Origin of the sequence: Pseudonocardia sp. NPDC046786 (assembly GCF_040645415.1) — a bacterium.
GTDB lineage: Bacteria > Actinomycetota > Actinomycetes > Mycobacteriales > Pseudonocardiaceae > Pseudonocardia > Pseudonocardia kongjuensis.
In genome coordinates, this window is the sequence record NZ_JBEYYF010000015.1 from 15,129 (window position 1) to 36,717 (window position 21,589).

21 protein-coding genes and 1 riboswitch are annotated in these 21,589 nt (G+C 71.2%); of the genes, 12 read left to right on the forward strand and 9 right to left on the reverse strand.

Annotation, left to right across the window (positions count from 1 at the left end; all coding sequences use genetic code 11):
• Positions 1–212: 212 nt before the first annotated feature.
• Together ABZ881_RS18985 and ABZ881_RS18990 are read left to right on the forward strand one after the other, a co-directional pair.
• Positions 213–1,202 carry an LLM class flavin-dependent oxidoreductase gene (locus ABZ881_RS18985; protein ID WP_358486247.1) on the forward strand — a complete coding sequence of 330 codons (990 nt, stop codon included), beginning with the start codon at positions 213–215 and terminating at the stop codon, positions 1,200–1,202.
• A 34-nt stretch (positions 1,203–1,236) separates the two neighbouring features.
• Positions 1,237–1,551 (forward strand): hypothetical protein, encoded by a 315-nt coding sequence (locus ABZ881_RS18990; protein WP_358486249.1) that lies wholly within the window; start codon positions 1,237–1,239, stop codon positions 1,549–1,551.
• Between the two features lie 49 nt (positions 1,552–1,600).
• Here the strand turns inward: ABZ881_RS18990 and ABZ881_RS18995 are convergent, their stop codons facing one another.
• Genes ABZ881_RS18995 through gcvT form a run of 4 tightly spaced genes read right to left on the reverse strand, consistent with a single transcriptional unit; the run spans position 1,601 to position 5,838 of the window.
• Positions 1,601–2,995 (reverse strand): L-serine ammonia-lyase, encoded by a 1,395-nt coding sequence (locus ABZ881_RS18995; protein WP_358486434.1) that lies wholly within the window; start codon positions 2,993–2,995, stop codon positions 1,601–1,603.
• Between the two features lie 10 nt (positions 2,996–3,005).
• Positions 3,006–4,277: a serine hydroxymethyltransferase gene (glyA, locus tag ABZ881_RS19000; RefSeq protein ID WP_358486251.1), complete on the reverse strand. Its 1,272-nt coding sequence runs from the start codon at positions 4,275–4,277 to the stop codon at positions 3,006–3,008.
• Entirely contained in the window at positions 4,274–4,660 is a 387-nt protein-coding gene (gcvH, locus tag ABZ881_RS19005; protein ID WP_358486254.1) for a glycine cleavage system protein GcvH, read from the reverse strand. Before gcvH ends, glyA begins: the two co-directional genes overlap by 4 nt.
• A gap of 11 nt (positions 4,661–4,671) precedes the next feature.
• Complete coding sequence (gene gcvT / locus ABZ881_RS19010; protein ID WP_358486256.1) at positions 4,672–5,838, reverse strand: glycine cleavage system aminomethyltransferase GcvT; 1,167 nt, start codon at positions 5,836–5,838, stop codon at positions 4,672–4,674.
• A gap of 45 nt (positions 5,839–5,883) precedes the next feature.
• A riboswitch (glycine riboswitch) is annotated at positions 5,884–5,982 on the reverse strand.
• A gap of 183 nt (positions 5,983–6,165) precedes the next feature.
• On the opposite strand from gcvT, the gene ABZ881_RS19015 reads away from it, so the two are divergent.
• A complete protein-coding gene (locus ABZ881_RS19015) occupies positions 6,166–6,558 on the forward strand; it encodes a metalloregulator ArsR/SmtB family transcription factor (RefSeq protein WP_358486258.1) in 393 nt (130 codons plus the stop codon).
• A 45-nt stretch (positions 6,559–6,603) separates the two neighbouring features.
• Positions 6,604–8,073: a substrate-binding protein gene (locus tag ABZ881_RS19020; RefSeq protein ID WP_358486259.1), complete on the forward strand. Its 1,470-nt coding sequence runs from the start codon at positions 6,604–6,606 to the stop codon at positions 8,071–8,073.
• A 30-nt stretch (positions 8,074–8,103) separates the two neighbouring features.
• Here ABZ881_RS19020 and ABZ881_RS19025 read toward each other — a convergent pair whose 3' ends face one another.
• Positions 8,104–8,853 carry an LLM class flavin-dependent oxidoreductase gene (locus ABZ881_RS19025; protein ID WP_358486261.1) on the reverse strand — a complete coding sequence of 250 codons (750 nt, stop codon included), beginning with the start codon at positions 8,851–8,853 and terminating at the stop codon, positions 8,104–8,106.
• Between the two features lie 320 nt (positions 8,854–9,173).
• Between ABZ881_RS19025 and ABZ881_RS19030 the strand changes: the two genes are divergently transcribed.
• From ABZ881_RS19030 to ABZ881_RS19050, 5 genes are all read left to right on the forward strand, one after another.
• Positions 9,174–10,718: an amidase gene (locus ABZ881_RS19030; RefSeq protein ID WP_358486263.1), complete on the forward strand. Its 1,545-nt coding sequence runs from the start codon at positions 9,174–9,176 to the stop codon at positions 10,716–10,718.
• Complete coding sequence (gene nthB, locus ABZ881_RS19035) at positions 10,715–11,425, forward strand: nitrile hydratase subunit beta (protein WP_344021298.1); 711 nt, start codon at positions 10,715–10,717, stop codon at positions 11,423–11,425. The genes ABZ881_RS19030 and nthB overlap by 4 nt, the downstream gene beginning before the upstream one ends.
• A 2-nt stretch (positions 11,426–11,427) precedes the next feature.
• Positions 11,428–12,051 carry a nitrile hydratase subunit alpha gene (gene nthA / locus ABZ881_RS19040; protein ID WP_358486264.1) on the forward strand — a complete coding sequence of 208 codons (624 nt, stop codon included), beginning with the start codon at positions 11,428–11,430 and terminating at the stop codon, positions 12,049–12,051.
• Positions 12,048–12,470: a nitrile hydratase accessory protein gene (locus ABZ881_RS19045; RefSeq protein ID WP_358486266.1), complete on the forward strand. Its 423-nt coding sequence runs from the start codon at positions 12,048–12,050 to the stop codon at positions 12,468–12,470. Before nthA ends, ABZ881_RS19045 begins: the two co-directional genes overlap by 4 nt.
• Positions 12,471–12,559: 89 nt before the next feature.
• Positions 12,560–13,318, forward strand: a complete 759-nt coding sequence (locus tag ABZ881_RS19050; RefSeq protein ID WP_358486268.1) for a hypothetical protein — start codon at positions 12,560–12,562, stop codon at positions 13,316–13,318.
• Here the strand turns inward: ABZ881_RS19050 and ABZ881_RS19055 are convergent.
• The 4 genes from ABZ881_RS19055 to ABZ881_RS19070 form a co-directional block, all read right to left on the reverse strand.
• Positions 13,297–13,917 carry an AMP-binding protein gene (locus ABZ881_RS19055; protein WP_358486436.1) on the reverse strand — a complete coding sequence of 207 codons (621 nt, stop codon included), beginning with the start codon at positions 13,915–13,917 and terminating at the stop codon, positions 13,297–13,299. The two genes, ABZ881_RS19050 and ABZ881_RS19055, sit on opposite strands and share 22 nt — an antisense overlap.
• A gap of 27 nt (positions 13,918–13,944) precedes the next feature.
• Complete coding sequence (locus ABZ881_RS19060) at positions 13,945–14,601, reverse strand: NAD(P)H-binding protein (RefSeq protein WP_358486271.1); 657 nt, start codon at positions 14,599–14,601, stop codon at positions 13,945–13,947.
• Positions 14,598–15,278 carry a type 1 glutamine amidotransferase domain-containing protein gene (locus tag ABZ881_RS19065; RefSeq protein WP_358486273.1) on the reverse strand — a complete coding sequence of 227 codons (681 nt, stop codon included), beginning with the start codon at positions 15,276–15,278 and terminating at the stop codon, positions 14,598–14,600. Before ABZ881_RS19065 ends, ABZ881_RS19060 begins: the two co-directional genes overlap by 4 nt.
• 125 nt (positions 15,279–15,403) lie before the next feature.
• The gene (locus tag ABZ881_RS19070; protein WP_358486275.1) at positions 15,404–15,994 is read right to left on the reverse strand and encodes a TetR/AcrR family transcriptional regulator; all 591 of its coding nucleotides are present in this window, start codon (positions 15,992–15,994) and stop codon (positions 15,404–15,406) included.
• Between the two features lie 322 nt (positions 15,995–16,316).
• Between ABZ881_RS19070 and ABZ881_RS19075 the strand changes: the two genes are divergently transcribed.
• The 3 genes from ABZ881_RS19075 (at position 16,317) to ABZ881_RS19085 (ending at position 20,039) form a co-directional block, all read left to right on the forward strand.
• Positions 16,317–17,243, forward strand: a complete 927-nt coding sequence (locus tag ABZ881_RS19075) for a tyrosine-type recombinase/integrase (RefSeq protein WP_358486277.1) — start codon at positions 16,317–16,319, stop codon at positions 17,241–17,243.
• A 105-nt stretch (positions 17,244–17,348) separates the two neighbouring features.
• Positions 17,349–17,645 (forward strand): BRO family protein, encoded by a 297-nt coding sequence (locus tag ABZ881_RS19080; RefSeq protein ID WP_358486279.1) that lies wholly within the window; start codon positions 17,349–17,351, stop codon positions 17,643–17,645.
• A gap of 1,410 nt (positions 17,646–19,055) precedes the next feature.
• Complete coding sequence (locus ABZ881_RS19085; protein ID WP_358486280.1) at positions 19,056–20,039, forward strand: AAA family ATPase; 984 nt, start codon at positions 19,056–19,058, stop codon at positions 20,037–20,039.
• Positions 20,040–21,589 lie beyond the last annotated feature (1,550 nt).

Below are 21,589 nucleotides of genomic sequence, written 5' to 3' on the forward strand. Positions count from 1 at the left end.
TCCGCCCGAAGATCGCGCGGTTTTCGTGCTGCGTGTCAGGGAGGAACGTCCGGTTCCGGACCGCTGGGCATCGTGCACAACTTCGGCCCCCGCCTCGGTGGATATGACGGAGACCGGTACGCAACGGCGAACCTAGGGTCGGACGACGATCCTGTGCGGACTGGAGGCCCCGTGACCGAACCGCCGTGTACCCGCCCGTCCGGACCGAACCGGTGAGCGCCGCCCGTTCCCCCGTCGGCCTGGTGCTGGGCAGCCACATGCCTCCCGGGGACATCGTGGCGACCGCCCGCGCCGCCGAGCAGCTGGGTTTCGGGGAGCTGTGGTTCTCCGAGGACTGCTTCTTCTCCGGCGGGATGGCCGGGGCCGCCGCCGCGCTGTCGGCGACCACCGACATCCCGCTCGGGCTGGGGATCGTGTCGGCGTCCGCCCGGCACCCGGCGATCCTGGCGATGGAGCTGGCCACCCTCGACGTGCTGTTCCCGGGCCGGATCTACGGCGGCATCGGGCACGGCGTCCCGGCCTGGCTCGACCAGATGGGCATCATGCCGCCGCGCGCGCTGTCGGCGCTGCGCCAGTGCGTCGGCGCGGTGCGCAGGCTCTGCGACGGCGAGCAGGTCACCGAGGACGGCCACTACCGGTTCCACCGGATCGAGCTGGCCCACCCGACCGCCACCCGGGTGCCGCTCTACACCGGTGTGGTGAACGAGAAGGGGCTGCGGCTGTCCGGCGAGATCGCCGACGGGACGGTGCTGTCCACGCTGTCGGGCACCGACTACGTCCGCTGGGCCCGGGCCCGGATCGACGAGGGCCGCAAGACCGCCGACCGCACCGACGACCACCGGCTGGTCACCTACGCGCTGTTCTCCGTCGACCACGACCGGGAGGTCGCCCGCCGCGCCGTCCGCGAGTCGGTCGCGTTCTACCTGTCCGCCATGCCGGACACCGCGCTGTCCCGGGTCCCCGGGATCCAGGACGAGCTGACCGCGCTGCTCGCCGAGGTCGGCGCGGACGGGCTGGCCGACGCGCTGCCCGAGCAGTGGATCTCCGATCTCGCCGTCGCCGGCGACCCGGACGAGTGCGTGCAGAAGCTGCGCGCCCTGCTCGACGCCGGATCCGACTCGGTCGGGCTCTGGCTGTTCCCGGCGCCCGAGGCCGGCCGGATCGCCGAGCTCGCCGCCCGCGAGGTGCTCCCCCGGCTGTGAACCGGCCGCCGTCCCCCCTCTGAGGAGAACTCCCGTGACCCACCGCGTGTACTTCCTGAACCGGCTGCTGCCGGGCGTCGAGCCGGCCGCCTACGAGGAGTGGATCCGGCGCAGCGACTACCCGGTCGCCCGGGCCTGCCCGGCGATCCTGAGCTACGACGTCACCCGGATCGACGGCACCCTGGACGGCGCCGGGACCCCGTCGATCGCCTACCTGGAGGTCATCGAGGTGACCGACATCGACGAGTACCGGGCCGCCGGCAAGGCTCCCGAGTTCGCCGCGCTGCTCGCCGAGTGGGCGAGCTTCGTCGAGCTCGCGGAGGCGGTGCACGGCGCGGTCGTCGAGTAGCCCCCCGGGGCGGCGGCGACCGCCGTCCCGGGGCCGATCAGCGCTCGAATCAGCACTCGATCACGTTGACCGCCAGCCCACCGCGCGACGTCTCCTTGTACTTCACCTTCATGTCCGCGCCGGTCTCGCGCATCGTCTTGATCGCCTTGTCCAGCGACACCACGTGCGTCCCGTCGCCGTACAGCGCCATCCGGGCGGCATGGATCGCCTTCGCCGCCCCGACCGCGTTGCGCTCGATGCACGGGATCTGGACCAGCCCGCCGACCGGGTCGCAGGTCAGGCCCAGGTGGTGCTCGACGGCGATCTCGGCGGCGTTCTCCACCTGCTCCGGGGTCCCGCCGAGCACCTCGGTCAATCCGGCCGCGGCCATCGCGGCGGCCGAGCCGACCTCGCCCTGGCAACCGACCTCGGCGCCGGAGATCGAGGCGTTCTCCTTGATGATCGACCCGATCGCGCCTGCGGTGAGCAGGAAGCGGACCACACCGGCGTCGTCGGCGCCGGGGACGAACCGGCGGTAGTAGTGCAGCACCGCCGGGACGATGCCGGCGGCGCCGTTGGTCGGGGCGGTGACGATCCGGCCGCCGGAGGCGTTCTCCTCGTTGACCGCCATCGCGAACAGGCTGACCCAGTCCATCACGTGCAGCGGGTCGGACTCCCGGCCGGCGGCCAGCAGCCACCGGTGCAGGCCGGGCGCGCGGCGGCGGACCCGCAGGCCACCGGGCAGCACGCCGTCGCGCTCGCACCCGTTGCGCACGCAGTCCTGCATGACCGCCCAGATCCGCAGCAGACCGTCGTCGACCGCGGTGTCGTCGCGGTGCACCCGCTCATTGCCGCGCATCACACCGCTCACCGGCAGACCGGTCCGGGCGCAGATGGCGAGCAGGTCCGCACCGCTGCGGAACGGGAACGGGTACGGGAGCGGAGACGGGGACGGCACCGGTCCGGCATCGGCGGCGGGCCCGTCCGGCGGTCCGGCCGGGCCGCGCACGAACCCGCCGCCGACCGAGTAGAAGGTGCGGGCCCGCAGCTCGCCGCCGTCCGCACCCCAGGCCCGGAACTCCATCCCGTTCGGGTGCTCGGGCAGCGATCGGCGGCGGTGCAGCACGACGTCGTCGGACGCCGAGAACGCGATCTCGTGCGTCCCGCCGAGCCGGAGCCGCCCGGACTCCCCGATCGCGGCGACGATGCCCGGCGCGCGGGTCGTGTCGACGGTCTCGGGGCGCTCCCCGAGCAGCCCCAGCAGCACGGCCGGACCGCTACCGTGCCCGTGCCCGGTCGCGCCCAGCGACCCGAACAGCTCCGCCCGGACCCGCCCGACGCGGGGCAGCAGGCCGTCCTCGGCGAGGCCGGTGACGAACCGTGCCGCGGCCCGCATCGGGCCGACGGTGTGCGAGCTGGACGGGCCGATCCCGATCGAGAACAGGTCGAAGACGCTGACCGGCACGGGCATCTGGTCAGCGCCCCGGGTAGAGCGGGCGGCGAGCGACCAGGGCCGCGACGCGCTCGCGCAGGGCGGTCGCCCGCGCGGCGTCGAACCCGGGGGCGAGCGCACCGGCGACGATGTCGGCGACCTCCCGGAAGTCGTCGGCGTCGAACCCGCGGGTGGCCAGCGCCGGGGTGCCGATCCGCAGCCCGGAGGTGACCATCGGCGGCCGCGGGTCGAACGGCACCGCGTTGCGGTTCACCGTGATCCCGACGTCGTGCAGCCGGTCCTCGGCGGCCCGGCCGTCCAGCTCGGAGTTCACCAGGTCGACCAGCACCAGGTGCACGTCGGTGCCGCCGGTGAGCACCCGGATGCCGGCGTCCGCGCAGTCCGCGGCGACCAGCCGCTCGGCGAGCAGCCGGGCGCCCTGCACGGTGCGCCGCTGGCGCTCGGCGAACTCCTCGGTCCCGGCGATCCGCAGGGCGACCGCCTTGGCGGCGATCACGTGCTCGAGCGGGCCGCCCTGCTGGCCGGGGAACACCGCGGACGCCAGCTTCTTCGCGTGCTCGGCGCGGGCCAGGATCAGCCCGCCGCGCGGGCCGCCGAGCGTCTTGTGGGTGGTACTGGTGACGACATCGGCGTAGGGCACCGGGCTCGGGTGCTCGCCGGCGGCGACCAGCCCGGCGAAGTGCGCCATGTCCACCATCAGCAGCGCGCCGACCTCGTCGGCGATCCGCCGGAACCCGGCGAAGTCCAGCTCGCGCGGGTACGCCGACCAGCCGGCGATGATCATATTCGGCTGCTCGGCGCGGGCGACCCGCTCGACCTCGGCCATGTCGACGAGCCCGGTCACGGCGTCCACGTGGTAGGCCGAGACCCGGTAGAGCCGGCCGGAGAAGTTGAGCTTCATGCCGTGCGTGAGGTGCCCGCCGTGCGCCAGGTCGAGGCCGAGGAGGCCGTCGCCGGGCTGCAGCAGCGCCGCCATCGCGGCCGCGTTGGCCTGCGCGCCGGAGTGCGGCTGCACGTTGGCGTACTCGGCGCCGAACAGCTCGCGGGCCCGGTCGATCGCCAGCTGCTCGACGACGTCGACGTGCTCGCAGCCGCCGTAGTAGCGGCGGCCGGGATAGCCCTCGGCGTACTTGTTGGTGAGCACCGAGCCCTGCGCCTCCAGCACCGCGACCGGGGCGAAGTTCTCCGAGGCGATCATCTCCAGGGTGTCGCGCTGCCGGGCCAGCTCGGCGTCGACGGCCTTCGCGACCTCGGGATCGGCGTCGGCCAGCGACGCGCCGAAGGTGCTGTTCACGCGCCACCCTCCCCGGTCAGCGAGCGGTACTCGGCGGCGGTCAGCAGCTCCGGGACGCCGTCGTCGCCGGGCTCGACCCGGAACAGCCAGCCGCGGCCGTAAGGGTCCTCGCCCGCGGTCTCCGGCGCGTCGTCGAGGGCGTCGTTGACCACGGTCACGGTCCCGCCGAGCGGGGCGAACAGGTCGCTCACCGACTTGGTGGACTCGATCTCGCCGCAGGCCTCGCCCGCGATGACGGTGTCGCCCGCGGCCGGCAGCTGGACGAACACGACGTCGCCGAGTGCCTCGGCGGCGTGTGCGGTGATGCCGACGGTGGCGGTGCCACCCTCGACCCGTACCCACTCGTGCTGCTCGGTGTAGCGCAGGTCGTCAGGGACGGACATGTCGGATCCTCTCACTCGGGACGGGTGTAGAAGGGCAGGCCGACCACCTCGACCGGCTCGGGCCGGCCGCGGACGTCGACGACGAGCGCGGTGCCGGGCCCGGACACGGCCCGGTCGACGAACGCCATCGCGATCGGGTGGCCCAGGGTCGGGGACAGCACGCCGCTGGTCACCTCGCCGACCGTGGCCCCGGCGCCGTCGAGCACCGGATGGCCGGCCCGCGGCGCGCGCCGGCCGCTGCCGCGCAGCCCGGCGGGCACCCGGGCCTGCGGGGTGTCCCGCTCGCGGGCGAGCGCGGCGCGGCCGACGAAGTCGGCCTCCTTGCCGAACTTCACGACCCGGCCCAGGCCGGACGCGAACGGCGAGCGGCCGGGGCCGAGCTCGTGTCCGTGCAGCGGCATCCCGGCCTCCAGCCGGAGCGTGTCGCGGCAGGCGAGTCCGCAGGGCACCAGCCCGTGCCCGGTCCCGGCCGCGGTGAGCCGCTCCCAGACGGCGGCCGCGCCCATCGTGCCGACGTAGACCTCGAAGCCGTCCTCGCCGGTGTAGCCGGTGCGGGCCAGCAGCACCTGGTGCCCGGCGAGGGTGGCCGGGCGGGCCGCGTAGTAGCGCAGGTCGCCGACCGGCGCACCGGTCGCGGTCTCGATGATCGCCGCGGACGCCGGGCCCTGCACGGCGACCAGCGCGGTGTCCGCGGAGCGGTCGGTGATCCGCACGCCGTCGCCGGCGCAGCGCTCGCCCAGCTCGGCGGCCACCAGCAGCCGGTTCGACGCGTTCGCGACGACCAGGTAGTGCTCCGCGGCGAGCCGGTAGACGACCAGGTCGTCGAGCACGCCGCCGTCCGGCGCGCAGAGCATCGTGTAGCGGGCCCGGCCGGGCGCCAGCGCGCCGAGGTCGCCGACCAGCGCGCCGTCCAGCGCCGCGGCGGCGGCCGGGCCCTCGACGTGGATCTCGCCCATGTGCGAGAGATCGAACAGGCCGGCCGCGCGGCGCACCGCGTGGTGCTCGGCGAGGTCGCCGCCGTAGCGGACCGGCATCGTCCAGCCGGCGAAGCCGGTGAAGGTCGCGCCGAGCGCGACGTGCGTGTCGTGCAGCACCGAACGCAGCAGCTCGCGCTCGCTCGGCCCGGTCCGGGTCGCGGTGTCGGTCTGGGTCTCGGTCTGGGTCTCGGTCTGGGTCATCGTGGTGCTCACCCCGGGGCAGACGCGTGGGCGGTGCCGCCCACACGGTCCCCCTCTGTCCCGAGCCTGAGAGATTCACCGGTGCACGACCGGCTTTCACCATCGGCGAGGCGTGTCCGACGCCTGCTTTCCAGAGTGGCCTGGTCCGTGCGGTGTGGGGTACCTGAGAGTTTGGCGGGGTGCTTGCTCCTCCGGTGCCTGCCCGGTCGTGCGACAGGTCTCTTCCGCGCGGGCTCGTACGGCCCGGTCTTCAGTTGTCCGCAGGACGATACCGATTCCCGCGCCGGAGGGAAGGGGTCCGGACGGCTTCCGGCTAGACTCCGTACCATGTCAACGGATCCTGACGCGTCTGACGCGTTCGGCGCGGGCGACCGGGACGCCGGTCTCGCCTTCGACGCGCTCGCCGATCCGGTCCGCCGCCGGATCCTGGCGGTGCTCTCCGAGAGCGACGAGTGCAGCGCGGGCGAGCTGGCGGACCGGATCACCACGGTCGGCCGGACCGCGGTCTCCACCCACCTGCGGGTGCTGCGGATCGCCGGCCTGGTCAGCGAGCGCCGGTCCGGCAGGTTCCGCTACTACGCGATCGAGCCCGGCGGTGCCGCGGCCGACGTGATCGCGCTGCTGCGCAACCTGTTCCAGTCGTCGCTGGGCGAGGCCCGGTCCGCCGCCGAGAGCGCAGCCGGGCACCGGGAGCCGGCGCGCCGGGAGGCGGCCGGATGACCCGGCGCGCCGACGGATCCCGCTGACGGCCACCCACCCACCGGCATGGGGACGATCGCGGTCGCGGTGGAGGAGTTCGCCGCCGTCGCACCCGAGGTGGTCTTCGACCGGTTCGGCCGCGACGGCGGGGGCTGGCTGTTCGGCGCGTCCTGCGACCGGGTCGCGCTCGGCGAGCCGATCACCCTGCGGGCGCCGATCGGCGACGGCCCGCCGGTCGACGTCCTGGGCCGGATCAGCGACCTGCGCAGGCCGGACAGCATCACCATCACCCACGACCAGCCGTGGCGCGGCCGGATCCGGCTGCGCTTCACCGTGGCCCCCGGCGGGACCCGGATCCGGCTCGACGCGCACATCGACGCGCAGGGCCTGGAGTGGCTGATGCGCCGGCGCGGGCACCCGGTGCGCGACCGGGCCGCCACCGGCCCCCGGATCGGCGCCCTCACCAGCCGGTCCGGTTCCGGGAGCGTGTTCGCCTCGGCCGTCGCGAACGCCGCCGTGCTCGCCGTCGACGAGATCGACGTCGCGGGCGGGATCGGCGGGCGGCCGGTCGAGCTGCTGCACGCCGACGACGCGACCGATCCCGGCACCGGCGCGCTGGAGGCGCTGCGGCTGGCCCGCGCGGGCTGCCGGACGATCTTCCTGACCACGACGTCGGCGACCTACCAGGCGGTGTCCTCGGCGCTGACCGGCCACGACGTGCTGGTCGTGCACACCAACATGAACGAGGGCGGCGGCGAGTCGCGGCTGCGGATCCGGCTCGGCGAGCGGCCGTGGACCCAGATCGCGCTGGCGGCGGGCCCGGTGATGCGGTCGTCGGGCGGGCGGCGCTGGTTCCTCGCCGGCAACGACTACGTCTGGCCGCGGACGGTGAACCGGATCGCCCGGGAGGTGCTGCCCGGCAACGGCGCGGTGCTGGTCGGTGAGGGGTACGCCCCGCTCGGCGCCCGCGACTTCGGCCCGCTGATCGAGCGGATCGCCGCGTCCGGTGCGGACATCGTGCTGGACACCTTCGTCGGCGCCGACGCCGCCGCGTTCGAGCGCCAGTGCCATGCGATGGGCCTGCGCGAGCGCACCGTCAGCCTGGGCCCGGCGATGGACGAGGCCACCCTGGAGCGGATCGGGTTCGAGGCGTCCGAGGGCATCCACGGGGTGTCCGGCTACTTCCAGCACCTGCAGACCGAGCGCAACGGGACGCTGCTGCAGCGCTACCGCGAGCGGTTCGGCCGCTGGGCGCCGCCGCTGTCCAGCCTGTCCGAGTCGATGTTCGAGGCGATCCACGTGTGGGCGGCCGCGGCCCGGCAGGTCCGGACCACCGACCCGACACCGGTGGCCGACGAGATGCGCCACGGCCGGTTCGAGGTGCCGCGCGGCACGATCGCCCTGGACGGCCGTCATCACGTGGAGCAGCCGCTGCACCTGGCCGCGGCGCGCGGGGCCACGTTCGGGTCGATGTCGGACAGCGACTGCACGGTGCGGACCGGCGCCGCGCGGACCCCTCCGGGCCGCCGCCGATGAGGGCGCGGGCCGTGCGGCGGCCCGCCGGGCTCAGGGCAGCAGTGCCCGCACCCGCTCCGGGTCCGGCCCGCCCGGCGCGATCGCCACGACCGCGTCGTCGAAGCCCGCGCCGGCATAGCGGCGCAGCTGCTCGCCGATCGGCCCGAGATCGGCGCCCGCGGGCACCGGGATCGCGTACGCGACGGCGCGGAGGCCACCGGCGGCCCGGAACCGGTCGTGCGCGGCGAGCAGCTCGTCGGGGGTGACGCGGAACGCCGAGCCGAGCCAGCCCTCGAAGTGGCGGGCCGCCTTCTCGACGTTCGCTCCCCACGAGCCGAGCAGCAGCGGCGGGCGGCCGCCGCGCGGCGGGTCGGCGAGCCGGGCCTGCGCGTCGCCACCGTCGGCGAGCAGTGCCCGCAGCCGGACCATGTTCTCGTCGAAGGCACGGAAACGGCCCCGGTGGTCGCACCCCAGCAGGGCGTAGTCGCTGCGGGTCGAGCCCGGGCTCACCCCGAGCGACAGCCGGTCGCCGCACACCGCCTGCAGCGAGAGCATCCGGTGCGCGAGCTCGGCGGGATGGTGCAGCGGAACCTGCACCGTGCCGGTCCCCAGCTCGACGTCCGAGGTGGCGGCCGCCGCGGCCGCCAGCGCCGCGAACGGGTCCGGGACCAGCCGGCCGCGCCCGATGATCTCGGGTGCCCACAGGCTCCGGAACCCGGCGGCGGCGAGCCGGCGCGCCCACCCGACCACCGGGTACGGCGGCGCGTCCGACAGGTGCGCGAGCAGCGCGCCCAGGCGCACGGCTAGGCCCGCCGGTGCGGCAGGCCCGGGTCGTCGACCGGCACGCCCACCGCCGCCCGGCTCCGGAGCGGGCCGTCCATCTGCACCGTTCCTCCCGCGACGCGACGGTGGTCCGCGACCGGGACCACCCGGGCAGCGTCCCACGGATCGTGCGGTCGGGGGGGCCGGCGTCCGATACCGAGGGGCGGTCCTGATCTCACCCGGATGACGGGCGGTTGACGTCCAGATCAGAACTCCTGTCAACGCGTCGACAAACATTGACACGACAGGGCGGACTCCCTAGCTTTCTCGCATCCACAGCACGTGAGGAGTTCTGCTCCATGGCACTGCCACCCCCTGATCCCGCCCGGCTCGCGGCGATCAACTCCCAGCACGCGTTCGGACTGTCCGAGGCCGAGCTCGCCGAGTTCCTCCCCGCCGTGACCGCGACGCTGAGCGCGACCGACCGGGTCGAGGAGCTGTACCGGGCGTCGGCCCCCGAGGCGCCGGAGCGCGCCTGGGCCGAACCGGCCGACAACCCGCTCGGCGGCTGGTACGTGACGACCTCGGTGCCCGGCGCCGCGGACGGCCCGCTCGCCGGGCGCACCGTCGCCCTGAAGGACAACATCTCGCTCGCCGGGGTCCCGATGACCAACGGCTCGGCGACCGTCGAGGGCTTCGTCCCGCGCCGGGACGCCACCGTCGCGACCCGGCTGCTCGCCGCCGGGGCGACGATCACCGGCAAGGCGGTCTGCGAGGACCTGTGCTTCTCCGGTGCCAGCTTCACCTCCCGGCCGTGGCCGGTGCGCAACCCCTGGGACCCGTCGCGGGTGTCCGGCGGCTCGTCGAGCGGGAGTGCCGCGCTGGTCGGCAGCGGCGCGGTCGATCTGGCCGTCGGCGGCGACCAGGGCGGCTCCATCCGCATCCCCAGCGCGTTCTCCGGCACGGTCGGGCACAAGCCGACGCACGGTCTGGTGCCCTACACCGGGGCGTTCCCGATCGAGGCGACGATCGACCATCTCGGGCCGATCACCCGGACCGTCACCGACGCCGCGCTGATGCTCGGCGTGCTCGCCGGCGTCGACGGGCTCGACGCCCGCCAGCCCACCTCGCTGGAGCCGGTCGACTACCTCGCCGCACTCGGCACGTCGGCGGCCGGGCTGCGGGTCGGGATCGTCACCGAGGGCTTCGGCCGCCCGGAGAGCGACCCGGGCGTCGACCGGACCGTGCGGGAGGCGATCGACACCCTGCGCGGGGCCGGGCTGACCGCCGAGGAGGTGTCGATCCCCTGGCACCTCGACGGGATGGCGGTCTGGAACGTCATCGCCACCGAGGGCGCCGCCTACCAGATGGTGGCCGGCAACGCCTACGGGATGAACTACCCCGGTCTCTACGATCCCGAGCTGATCGCGCACTACGCGCGGCAGCGGATCGAACGCGGTGCGGAGCTGTCCAAGACGGTGAAGCTGGTCGGCCTGTCCGGCGGCTACACCTTCGGCCACGGCGGCGGGTCGTACTACGCGATGGCCCGCAACCTGGCCCTCGACCTGCGCGCCGCCTACGACGCCGCACTGGGCAGCTACGACGTGCTGGTCATGCCGACCCTGCCCTACACCGCCCCGGAGCTGATCGGGCTCGACGCCGACCTGGACAGCTACCTGCCCACCGCGCTCGGGATGGTCGGCAACTGCGCCCCGTTCGACGTCACCGGGCACCCGGCAGCGAGCGTGCCGGCCGGCTTGGTGGACGGGCTGCCGGCCGGGCTGATGATCGTCGGCAAGCGCTTCGACGACGCGACCGTACTGCGCGTCGCACACACCTTCGAGCAGGCCGTCGGCGGCTTCCCCGCCCCGCCGGCGCTCACCACCGTGGGAGGACAGCAGTGAACGGAGTCTTCGATCTCGGCGGAACCGACGGTCTGGGCAAGGTCGAGAACGACCACATGGCCGAGCCGGTGTTCCGCGCCGAGTGGGAGAAGATCGCCTTCTCGATGTTCGCGCAGAGCGCGCGGGCCGGACTGTTCAACGTCGACCAGTTCCGGCACGGCATCGAGAAGATGGACCCGGCCGAGTACCTGCTCTCCAACTACTACGAGCACTGGGCACACGCCGTCGAGCACTACGCCGAGGCCGCCGGCCTGCTCGACCCGGCCGAGCTCGCCGAGCGCACCCGCTACTACCTGGAGAACCCGGACGCCCCGCTGCCCGAGCGGGAGACCGACACCGAGATCGTCGAGTTCGTCGACTGGGCGGTCACCAATGGGTTCCCGGCGCACCGCGAGTCCGACCGGAAGGCGCAGTTCTCGGTCGGCGACGAGATCGTCGTCTCCGACGACAGCCCGTTCGGGCACACCCGCCGGGCCCGCTACATCCGCGGCAAGCGCGGCGTCGTCACCGCCGCGCACGGCACCTACCTGTACCCGGACACAGCGGGCAACGGGCTCGGCGACTGCCCGGAGCACCTCTACACCGTGCGGTTCACCGCGGCCGAGCTGTGGGGCCCGGAGACCGCCGACCCGAACGGCTCCAACTACTTCGACGTGTGGGAGCCCTACCTGAGCCCCGCCCCCGCGACCGTCCCCCAGGGAGCCTGACCATGACCGAGATCCGCACCGACACCCGCCTCAGCTCGCAGGAAGAGATCACCGCCCGGGTCAAGGCCCTGGAGGCGCTGCTCATCGAGAAGGGCGTGATGACCACCGCGGCCGTGGACCGGCTCGCCGAGGTCTACGAGAACGAGGTCGGCCCGCAGCTCGGGGCGAAGGTCGTCGCGAAGGCGTGGACCGACCCGGCCTTCAAGGAGCGGCTGCTCGCCGACGCCTCCGCCGCCTGCCGCGAGCTGGGCATCGGCGGCCTGCAGGGCGAGGAGATGGTGGTCGTCGAGAACACCGACACCGTGCACCACGTGATCGTCTGCACGCTGTGTTCGTGCTACCCGTGGCCGGTCCTCGGGCTGCCGCCGAACTGGTACAAGGCGCCGCCGTTCCGGGCCCGGATCGTGCGCGAGCCGCGCACGGTGCTCGCCGAGGACTTCGGATTCCCGGTGCCCGACGCGGTCGAGATCCGGGTCTGGGACTCCAGCTCCGAGCTGCGCTACTGGGTGCTGCCGCAGCGCCCGGCCGGCAGCGAGAACCTGTCCGAGGAGGAGCTCGCCGCGCTGGTCACCCGGGACTCGATGATCGGCGTCGGCGCGCCGCTGCCGGTGGGGTCCGCCGCATGATCGGCACCGGCGGCACCGGGGTCCGCACCGACACCACCGAGCTGGGCGACGCCCGGCGCCGGGTGGAGAAGCTGGTGTGCGACATGCCGGGCGCGGACCGGCCGTTCTCCGAGCCGTGGGAGCTGCGGGCGTTCGCGATGGCGGTGGCCGCCTACCACGAGGGCCACTACGAGTGGAGCGAGTTCCAGCTGTCGCTGATCGACTCGATCCGGCAGTGGGAGGCCGGCCAGGGCGGCGAGCCGTGGAGCTACTACCTGCACTGGCTCGACGCGCTGGAGCACACCCTGGCCGCGAGCGGCGCGCTGTCCGACTCGGCCGCGCTGGACGACCGCACCCGCCAGGTGCTCGCCACCCCGCGCAATGCCAACCACCACGAGGCCCGGCGCGAGCCGGTCACGGTCGACCCGGCCCGGCGCTGAGCGACGCAGGACGAGTACCGCGACGGCCCGGTCCGCGCTCCCCGCGGACCGGGTCCGTCCCGACGACCTTCCCGGCCGATCCGGGCACCGTGCCGGTCGCCCGCGTCCCGCTGGGCGACCGGTTCGTGGCCCGCTCCGGGCGCCCGCCCGGCTGGACGCCCGCCGCCGTCGCACTCGGCTCCCGGCTCGACGACACCCTGGACCGGACCGTCGCCGACCGGCGGGCACCCGGCCGGGCGGTCGCCGCGGCCCTGCTCCTGGACCGCTACGCGCTGCGACTGGCCGCACCGGTGCTGGCGGCGTTCCACGAGCTCGACACGCTGCTCGACGCGCGGCCCTGCAACGTCGCGCTCGGCCCGGACGAACAGGCCCCCGGCTGGCTGGCGTTCGCCGAGCCCGGGATCCCGGCCCGGTCCGATCCCGCTGCGCTCTGCGCCGGCCTGCTGACCGGGAGCCTGCTCCCGCTCGCCGACGAGCTGGCCACCAGGACCCGCGTGGGGCGTCGCGTCCTGCGCGGGTCGGTCGCGCACGCGGTGGCACTCAGCGCGCTGCACCTGTCGTGGCACCGCCGCGCACCCGACCGGCTGGTCGCCCCGACCCGTGACCTGCTCGGGCGGGCCGGCCTGGCCGGGCTCGTCACGGTCGGGACGGTCGACGTGGACGGCGACTCCTGGATGACGGTGTCCCGGCGCGCCTGCTGCCTGGCTTTCCGGACCGCCCCGCCGGGCGGGCCGCCACCGTTCTGTGGGACCTGTCCGTGCCGGGACCCGGCCGACGTCGCGACCGACGTCGTGGCCGCCGTCCGGTCGTTCCGGGAGCGGGACGGTCAGCGGGCGCGCAGCAGGTAGCGCTGGATCTTGCCGCAGGGCGTCCTCGGGAGCTCCGGTACGAAGTGGACCGTCCGCGGGTAGGCGTGCCGGGAGTACGTGTCCCGGACGAGCGCCTGCAGCTCACCGGCCAGTCCGGCGTGCCGGTCGGCGGTGACCTCGCCCGCCGGGACCACGAACGCCTCGACGACCTCGCCCCGGACACCCTCGGGATCGGGGCGTCCGGCCACCGCGACGTCGGCGACCTCGGGATGGGTGATCAGCACGCTCTCGACGTCGAACGGGCCGATCCGGTAGCCCGCGGCGAGGATCACGTCGTCATCGCGGCCGGCGAACCAGAACAGCGGGCTCGCGGTCGCGTCGACGGCGAGCCGGCCCTCGACGACGTCCGCGGTGACGCCGGGCAGCGGCCGGCCCGTCGAACCGTCCCGGACCGGGTGCACCACGTCGTCGTGCCAGTGGTTGCCGATCAGCATGCCGAGCTCGGTCTGGCCGTAGTGGTCCCGGACCGGGGTCCCGAAGGTCTTCTCCCCCCAGGCCACGACGTCGGGGGTGAGCGGTTCACCGGCCGACGACGCCCGCCTCAGCGTGACGCCCTCGACAGCGCCGCTCTTGCTCAGCGCGCGGCCCGGATTCGTACGGCTCCCTCAGCCGGCGGGTACGGCGGCCGCGACGGCGTCGGCAATCGGGGTCGCGCCCCGGGCGAGCTCGCGGATCTGCCGGGAGACCCGTGGCTCGTGCAGCAGCGCGGCCAGCGTGTCGGCGACGTCCCGCCGGGTGACCTCGGTGTGGATCTGCGCCGGGCCGAGCGCGACGGTGCCACGCCCTGGCTCGTCGAGCAGCACCGCCGGCCGGAGGACGACCCAGTCGAGGCCGCTGCCGGTCAGCGCGACGTCCGCGCCCTTCTTCACCGCGATGTAGTGGTCGAAGCCGGGCCCGAGGTTCCGTTCGCGCCACGCCTCGGGGAACACCGAGACCAGCAGGAAGCGCCGGACACCGGCGATCCGCGCGGCCTCGATCGCCGTGTCGACCCCGGCGCCGTCGATCGCCGAGGTGGCCTCGGCCCCGGCACCGCCCGCACCGGCGGTGAACAGGATCGCGTCGGCGCCGCGGACGAGCCCGGCGAGCTCGGCCGGCGCGATGGTGGTCAGGTCGCCGAGCGTCGCGTCGACGCCCGCCGCCCGCAGCTCGTCGCGCTGCCCGGCCCGGCGCACCAGGCCGGACACCGAGTCGCCGCGCTCCTGCAGCGACCGGGCGGCGAGCGAGCCGACCCCGCCGGTCAGGCCGATGACGAATACCTTCACGCCGCGACCCGCGCGATCAACGCGTCGGCCGCCGCCGCGGACGACGCCGGGTTCTGGCCGGTGATCAGCAGACCGTCCTGGACCACGTAGGACGCCCAGTCGTCGCCCTGCGAGTAGTCGCCACCGAGCCGGGTCAGCTCGTCCTCGACCAGGAACGGGACGATGTCGACCAGCCCCACGGCCGCCTCCTCGGAGTTGGCGAAACCGGTGACCCGGCGCCCGGACACCAGCGGTGCGCCGTCCTCGTCGACGACGTGGCGCAGCACGCCCGGCGCGTGGCACACCAGGGACACCGGCTTGCCGGCACGCAGCGTGTCCTCGATCAGGCGCACCGAGTCCCGGTCCTCGGCGAGGTCCCACAGCGGCCCGTGGCCGCCCGGGTAGAACACCGCGTCCGCGTCGGCCGCGGTGACCGAGTCCAGCCGCACGGTGTTCGCCAACGCCGCGGTCGCGACCGGATCGGCCTCGAACCGGCGGGTGTCGTCGGTCCGGAAGTCCGGCTCGTTGCTCGCCGGGTCGAGCGGCGGCCGGCCGCCCGCGGGCGAGGCCAGGACGACCTCGTGGCCGGCGTCGACGAACCGGTAGTACGGCGCGGCCAGCTCCTCCAGCCAGAATCCGGTCTTGCGGCCGGTGTCGCCGAGCTCGTCGTGCGAGGTGAGAACGATGGTGACCTTCATGAAGCTCCTCCGCCGTATGTCGCGTGCTGTGTGTCGCGTGCTGTCCATGTGATGTGGTCGACCGAAGTAGACCGGTCGGCTAGTGGCCGGCACCGTGCACCATCCTGTGCCGGACCGGCCGGTCGCTATCCGGCCCTCGTGACGCCCAGCATCCGCCCGGTGACGGCGAGCGCGTTGTCCAGCGGGGCGGTGTCCCGCTGGATCTTCGCCATCACGCTGGCCCCCAGCCACAGGTCGTAGAGCGTGCGGGCGGTGGCGGCGGCGTCGAGCCCGACCGGGATCGAGCCGTCCACCACGCCGGCCTCGACGGTCCGCCGCACCCGGTCGACGATCGAGTCGGTGCCCGCCTTCAGCGCCGTCCGCATCGACTCGGACAGGTCGGCCACCTCGGCCCCGAGCTTGACCGCCAGGCACCTGCCCTGACAGTCCCGGAGACTCTGGGTCGCCCGCCAGTTCCGCCAGTAGTCCATCAACCGCCCGGCCGCCGGGGACGTACCCGCGAGGATCCCGTCCATCTCCGCCAGGTAGCCGACGAAGTAGTTCCGGATCATCGCCTCGCCGAAGGCGTCCTTCGAGCTGAACCAGTGGTAGAACGAGCCCTTGGGGACCCCGGCCGCGCCGAGCACCTCGTTGATGCCCACCGACCCCCATCCCCGGTCGGCCATCAGGCGTTGGCCGACGTCGAGGATGTTCTGCCGGGTGTCGGTGGCGGGCACGGGGCCACTCTACGACCCATTAGACCAGTCGTCTAGTCGCGGCGGGAGCTGCGTTCAAGATTCCTGTTTCGGGAGTACCGGTGCGCGGGAGCGTCACGAGCACTCCCGAAACGCGGATCATGGACGTCGTCGGTCCGGACGAGCCGCGCGACGGGACTCCGTGCAGGCGGGGAACACCTGGTCAGACGCAGAGCCGGAGGTCGGGATCGAACCGACGACCTACTGTTTACAAGATCATCTTGTCTGCGTAAGTCCCTGACCTGCATAAATAGCTTTACAGACACCCTCACGCTAATCAATGACAGTGACGCGTGAGGACCTGATGAACGACGACCTACGAGAGCTTGCAGACGACTACCTACGGCACGTCGAAGCTACCGGAAAGTCTCCCCAGACCCTGGCGTACTACAGGCGTGCCCTGGCAGAGCTGTTCCGCTTCCTAGAGCTGCACAGCCTGCCTACGGGCTCGGACCAGGTGAACCGGCGGGAGCTAGAGCGGTTCATCGTGTGGCTGTCCAACCGGGAGAGCCGCAGGGACCCCGGTCGGGGGATCAGCCGACAGACCGTGATCGGCTACTACCGAGCGCTACGGACGTTCTGGGCCTGGATGGTCACCATAGAGGAGGAGCTTGACCGCTCCCCGTTCGAGCGGATGAGAGCGCCGAGACCGGAGTACAAGCCGGTGCCGATCTTGCAGGACGACGAACTCCAAGCGTTGATCGCCGCGTGCCGAGGCAACACGTTTGCTGCCCGACGGGACCTGGCAATCATCCGCTTCCTAATGGACACCGGGGTACGGCGTTCGGAGATCCACGGACTCACTGTCCGTGATCTCGACTTCAAGCTCATGGTGGCCACAGTGACCGGGAAGGGGAACAGGCAGCGCATGGTCCCCTTCGGCAACAGGACAGCCGAGGCACTACGCCGGTACCTCAGGGCCAGGCGACGTCATCCGTTCGCTGCCGAGACGGAAGCCCTGTGGCTGGGAAGGGTCGGCCCGCTACAGAAGCACGGCATTAGGGACATCATCCGCCGTCGTGCCGACGACGCCGGAGTGCCCAACGTTCACCTGCACAGGTTCCGGCACACCGCGTCGCACCTGTTCATGGCCAACGGAGGCCAGGAGACAGACCTTGCGAGGTTGAACGGCTGGACATCAACGGCGATGGCAGCGCGATACGGCGCCAGTGCCGCCGAGGAACGGGCGATAGCGGCGCACAGGCGTGCGGCACTCGGGGACAGGTTCTAAGCCTCGCGCTAAGGGCAACTTCCGGAGGCGGCGAGGACGCAGAGCCCCGGCCGCAACGGAGTTGCGACGCGCGGGACCGATCGTCCCGTCGGTCCCCGATGGTTCGTGGCCGCTGACGTGTGCAAGGTGCTGGGGATCACGAACGTCGGCGACGCCCTGACCAGGCTCAACAGGGCAGACATCGGTTCAACCGATGTGTGGTCGACCCGGAACAATCGGTCCTACGCAACGAAGATCGTCAACGAGCCGGGTCTCTACAGCCTGATCCTGCGAGCGGTACGCACACCCGGTGCTACCGCGGTGCCTCGTGTCCCCGGGGGGACACTCCGCGGAGCAGGAAGCCCTAAGCGGTTCAAACGCCGGGTCACTCCCAGAATAATAAACCCCCTCTCACGCGACTGACCTTCAAAGTTGCGGCGCGCTAACGCGTAGCTAAGCGGTTGTCAATACTCCGATCAGCTAGACTCTTGACGCCGCTTATTTTCTGTGTACCGTTATCAGTGCGGGCCGATTCTGGCCCACCTCATCGACCCGGGAACGGCGTGGCTACTACAGCCACGACGGCGGTGAATCCTGCCCCGGGCGCCTGGCAATGGCGCCGGGCAGGGTCACTATTGGAACAGTGACCCGGCGGGACAAGGGACCGGCGGAAACGCCTGGCAGTCCGGATAGCTACCGCCGCACTTACTACCGACAACGCGTCGACGTTGACGCACCACAATGAGGGAGGAACGATCATGGGACGGGGATTAGGACCGGCGCAGCGCGCCATCCTGGATGCGCTGAGAGCGTCGGATCAGGCAGCGCTCACTACGAGTGAGCTGGCAGGGTTGATCGGTCGTTCTGACCGTCAGGTCCGCGCCGGTACCGACGCCTTGGAGGGTCGGGGATTGGTCGTGGTTACCAGGGAGCAGACGGACTGGCGCGGTCGTGGCAAGTACGGCCCGCTAGACGACTACAAGATTCCGGACTACGCAGCGGGTCTGGACCCGGAGCCAGGCACTGTGCGGTGGCGGTTCATCCACGGGCGGGACCGGATGTACGTCCGTCGGTGGGATGGCCGGAGCGAGCGGGTATCGGTAGGGGATCACCACCGCATGAGCGGGCGGATTCGGCAAGGAATGCCGACGTACGGCCGTCTGGTGTGGCTTCCGGAGGTTCGTGCCGAGCACGAGCGTCGGGAGGCTCACAGGGCTGCTCAGGTCCGGGCGGCGTTCGCCGCCATCGGTCGGTAACCGTACCGCTCGGCGTCCACCTAGGTCGTCACCAGTCGGTATAGATAGAGAGGAACCCTCAGTGTTAACGCTCCCCGAGTGCGACCTGACCAGGGCTGGTCAGGAGAGCGACCGATTCAACGACGTCATGGATGTACTCGCTTCCCTGCACGTGGAAACGGGAATCTGGGCAAACGGGCCCATGACGTCCCTTCCGTGGGACGTCCTGCACGACGCTGTTGGGCACGCCGTCGGGCGCGCCCTAGCAACGGAAGGTGTCCCAAGCGATGACGCCTCCCTGACGGCGTTCTACGACCAGGCTGCGGAGTCTGCGATTACCAAGGTGGGTGAAGCAGTGGGAGCCTTACAGGTATAGATCAGTTCAAAGCGGGGCCGGGGGATGCGGGATCGGGAAAGTGGCGTAGCCGCTATCCGCGCGTCGGTGCATAGTTGCACCGGCCGTCACCTCCGGAGTCACCTGGGGGTGACGATGGTCGTGGCGACCGTGAGAAAGGTGCGCCACTCCCGGCCCCGTTGCTATGTCACTAACAACTAGAGAGGAACAAAGTATGGACAGGTACGTCATGGAGCATGGAAAGTGACCTTTGATTACATGAGCTTTGATGACGCAATCAGAGAGGCCGAGGAAGTAGAGACGTGGCTGGTCCAAGGACTAATCAGCGCGGGAACGACGCTGATCTATGGTCAGGCAAAGGTCGGCAAGTCGTTCCTAGTGTCTGCTCTTATCGCCGCCCTGACCGATGGGACGCCGTACCTGGGTGCGGACGTACCCGAGGACCGGGAATTCTCGGTAGCGCTCTGCTGGGCTGACGATGGTGACCGTGCGACGTACGCCCGTCAGGTCGCGGAGGTACTACCTGACGGCGTCCGCCCGGACATTGGTTTCTACACGATGCCTGCCATGAATCCTGATAAGTGGGAGGAGCTGTACGCCGAAGTCATGGAGCGCGGGCACTCGCTGCTCATCATCGATAACCTGACTCAGGTCATCGACGGGAGCATCAACAGTGATGCGGACGTCGGTAGATTCTTTCAGGGTGTCCGGAGGTTCACGCGCTCGGGAATCCCCGTCGTCATTATCGGGCACTCATCGGAAAAGGTTGGAGCTAACGGGCACGCCTCGGACAAGCCGATGGGCTCATCGGCGATCCGCGCCGGTGTCCGTTGGCTCTGCTTCGTCAAGAGGGCCAAGTCAGGGAACTTGACTCTGGCGTTCAGCGGGAACCATGCGGAGCCGCACACACTGGTCGTCAAGCATGGTCCCGGTGCGCGGTTCGAGGTTGTAAAGGCGATGGACTCTGACGCCGTTAAGGCAGACGCAGAGAACCGAGCACAGCAACGGGGCGCTAAGACATACGACGAGAATCGTCGGATAGCTGAGTACGTCGTGGAGCACTGCCAGGAGCAGGGAGTCAACGCAGCTGCGAGAACCCTGGAAACAGCACCCGAGTTCCCGAGTCTCGCGTACGAGTCCGCTCGGCAGAAACTCAAGTCAGGTGGGCCGGTCCGGGCCCTCCTGAACTTCGACGAGACCGGGAAGTCCTGGACTCTCATGCACTGAGGTGGGTACTGGGTAAGTGGGTAAACTGGGTACCCCCTATAGAGGTTCGTACCTCACCTCTTACCCCCACTAAGGACTTCCTCTTGCTTGCAAGGGGAAGCTATAGGAGGGGAGCCGTAGTCCAACGACTGCGGTTCCCTCCTCTGCCCCGGGAACCGCTACCGGTGAAGCCAAAGAGCGTAGACGGATACGGGGTATCTCCTCCCTGCCCCGTCGATACCCCCTAAGGGGGAGTAACCGGCCAAACGGTTACGACCCGCTACGTAGCGTCCTGGTGGCCGCTACTCCTATAGCCGTAGACGCCCCAAAGCGGATACGGCACAGTGTCGCAGTTTCCCCTTGGAGGGTCACTGCTCCCTGGCGCGAGGGTGGCACGGCCTTTTGGGGCCTTAGCCACTCTCTCCGTCCGGTGCGAACCTTCAAGGTTCAAGGCGGACGATTCGTCTTTTAGGACTCATCTTCCGCTTGATTGCAAGCGATGCCCCGTAGAGCGAACCAGCGATACGGGGCACGAGCCATGATGGCGAGAGCCAACAGTTTCCCTCGGATGATCTTTGTAACTACCACGGAGAGGACGCATGTTAAAGACTAGGAAGTGGAACAAACCTGGACAGCGGTCGACCACGACCGCACCTGTAGTTGTCCCGAGACCGGACCTACGGCAGTACAACAAAGGGAAGTACACCGTTCCCGAGGACAAGAGTCCTGTGGAACGGCGCGAGTGGCTCCGTAGACGGCGCCAGGAAGCCACCGTGATACACACACGGTGGAAGGTGACGAACGGTGTCGTTGACCGCTTCGGTGATGAGCTGCGCGTATACACCGGTGCCTGTCAGGCCACCGGCTGTAGTAACTGGTACATGGTCGAGCGCACCCCGGGCAACGTAATTGGCAAATGGCCCTACTACTGCTCTGCGTCATGCGACGAACGCTCCCAGGGTGTGACGGCCCGTCGGAGTGCTCGGCGTCAGCGAGAGGGCAGGACGACAGGCGCGAGGCGTCCGGATTGGTCTCGGTTCGTGCCTGACGATATTCCGGAGGGTGATAGGTACTGGACTGCTGAGACCATCGTCCGTGGCGAGGCAACAGCATCCGCAACCGCACACCTACAGGCAGCCGAATACCTAGACCAGTGCGATAAGACGCTAAGGGTTTTAGAACACTGGTCTGACGGCATGCTAACCGCGACTCCACGTGACTACTACCGCTGACCAGGAATAACACTGATAAATAGAATTAGTAGGCTGGGGGTCCTGGTCGAGCCCCGATAGAGCCGTTGGTCGCGGCTCAGCCGTTCTGCTCAATCGACCACCATCGTCCCGGGCGGCTTAGGCACCGCCCGGGACTCTTACTTCCGGAGTGGTCCTAGGACCACGATGGTCGGTATCCCGCCGCAGACCTCAGGTCATGCGGCTCTGTACTACCTGGCTCCAGAGCTTCCCTGTCGAGACAGGTAGGACAAGGGGATCAATCGATCCCCGATCCGGGCGCGCTGACACCGGGAACACCACAGCGCGTCCCCCGCCGGGCCGGTTGCGCCGTCCTCTCTC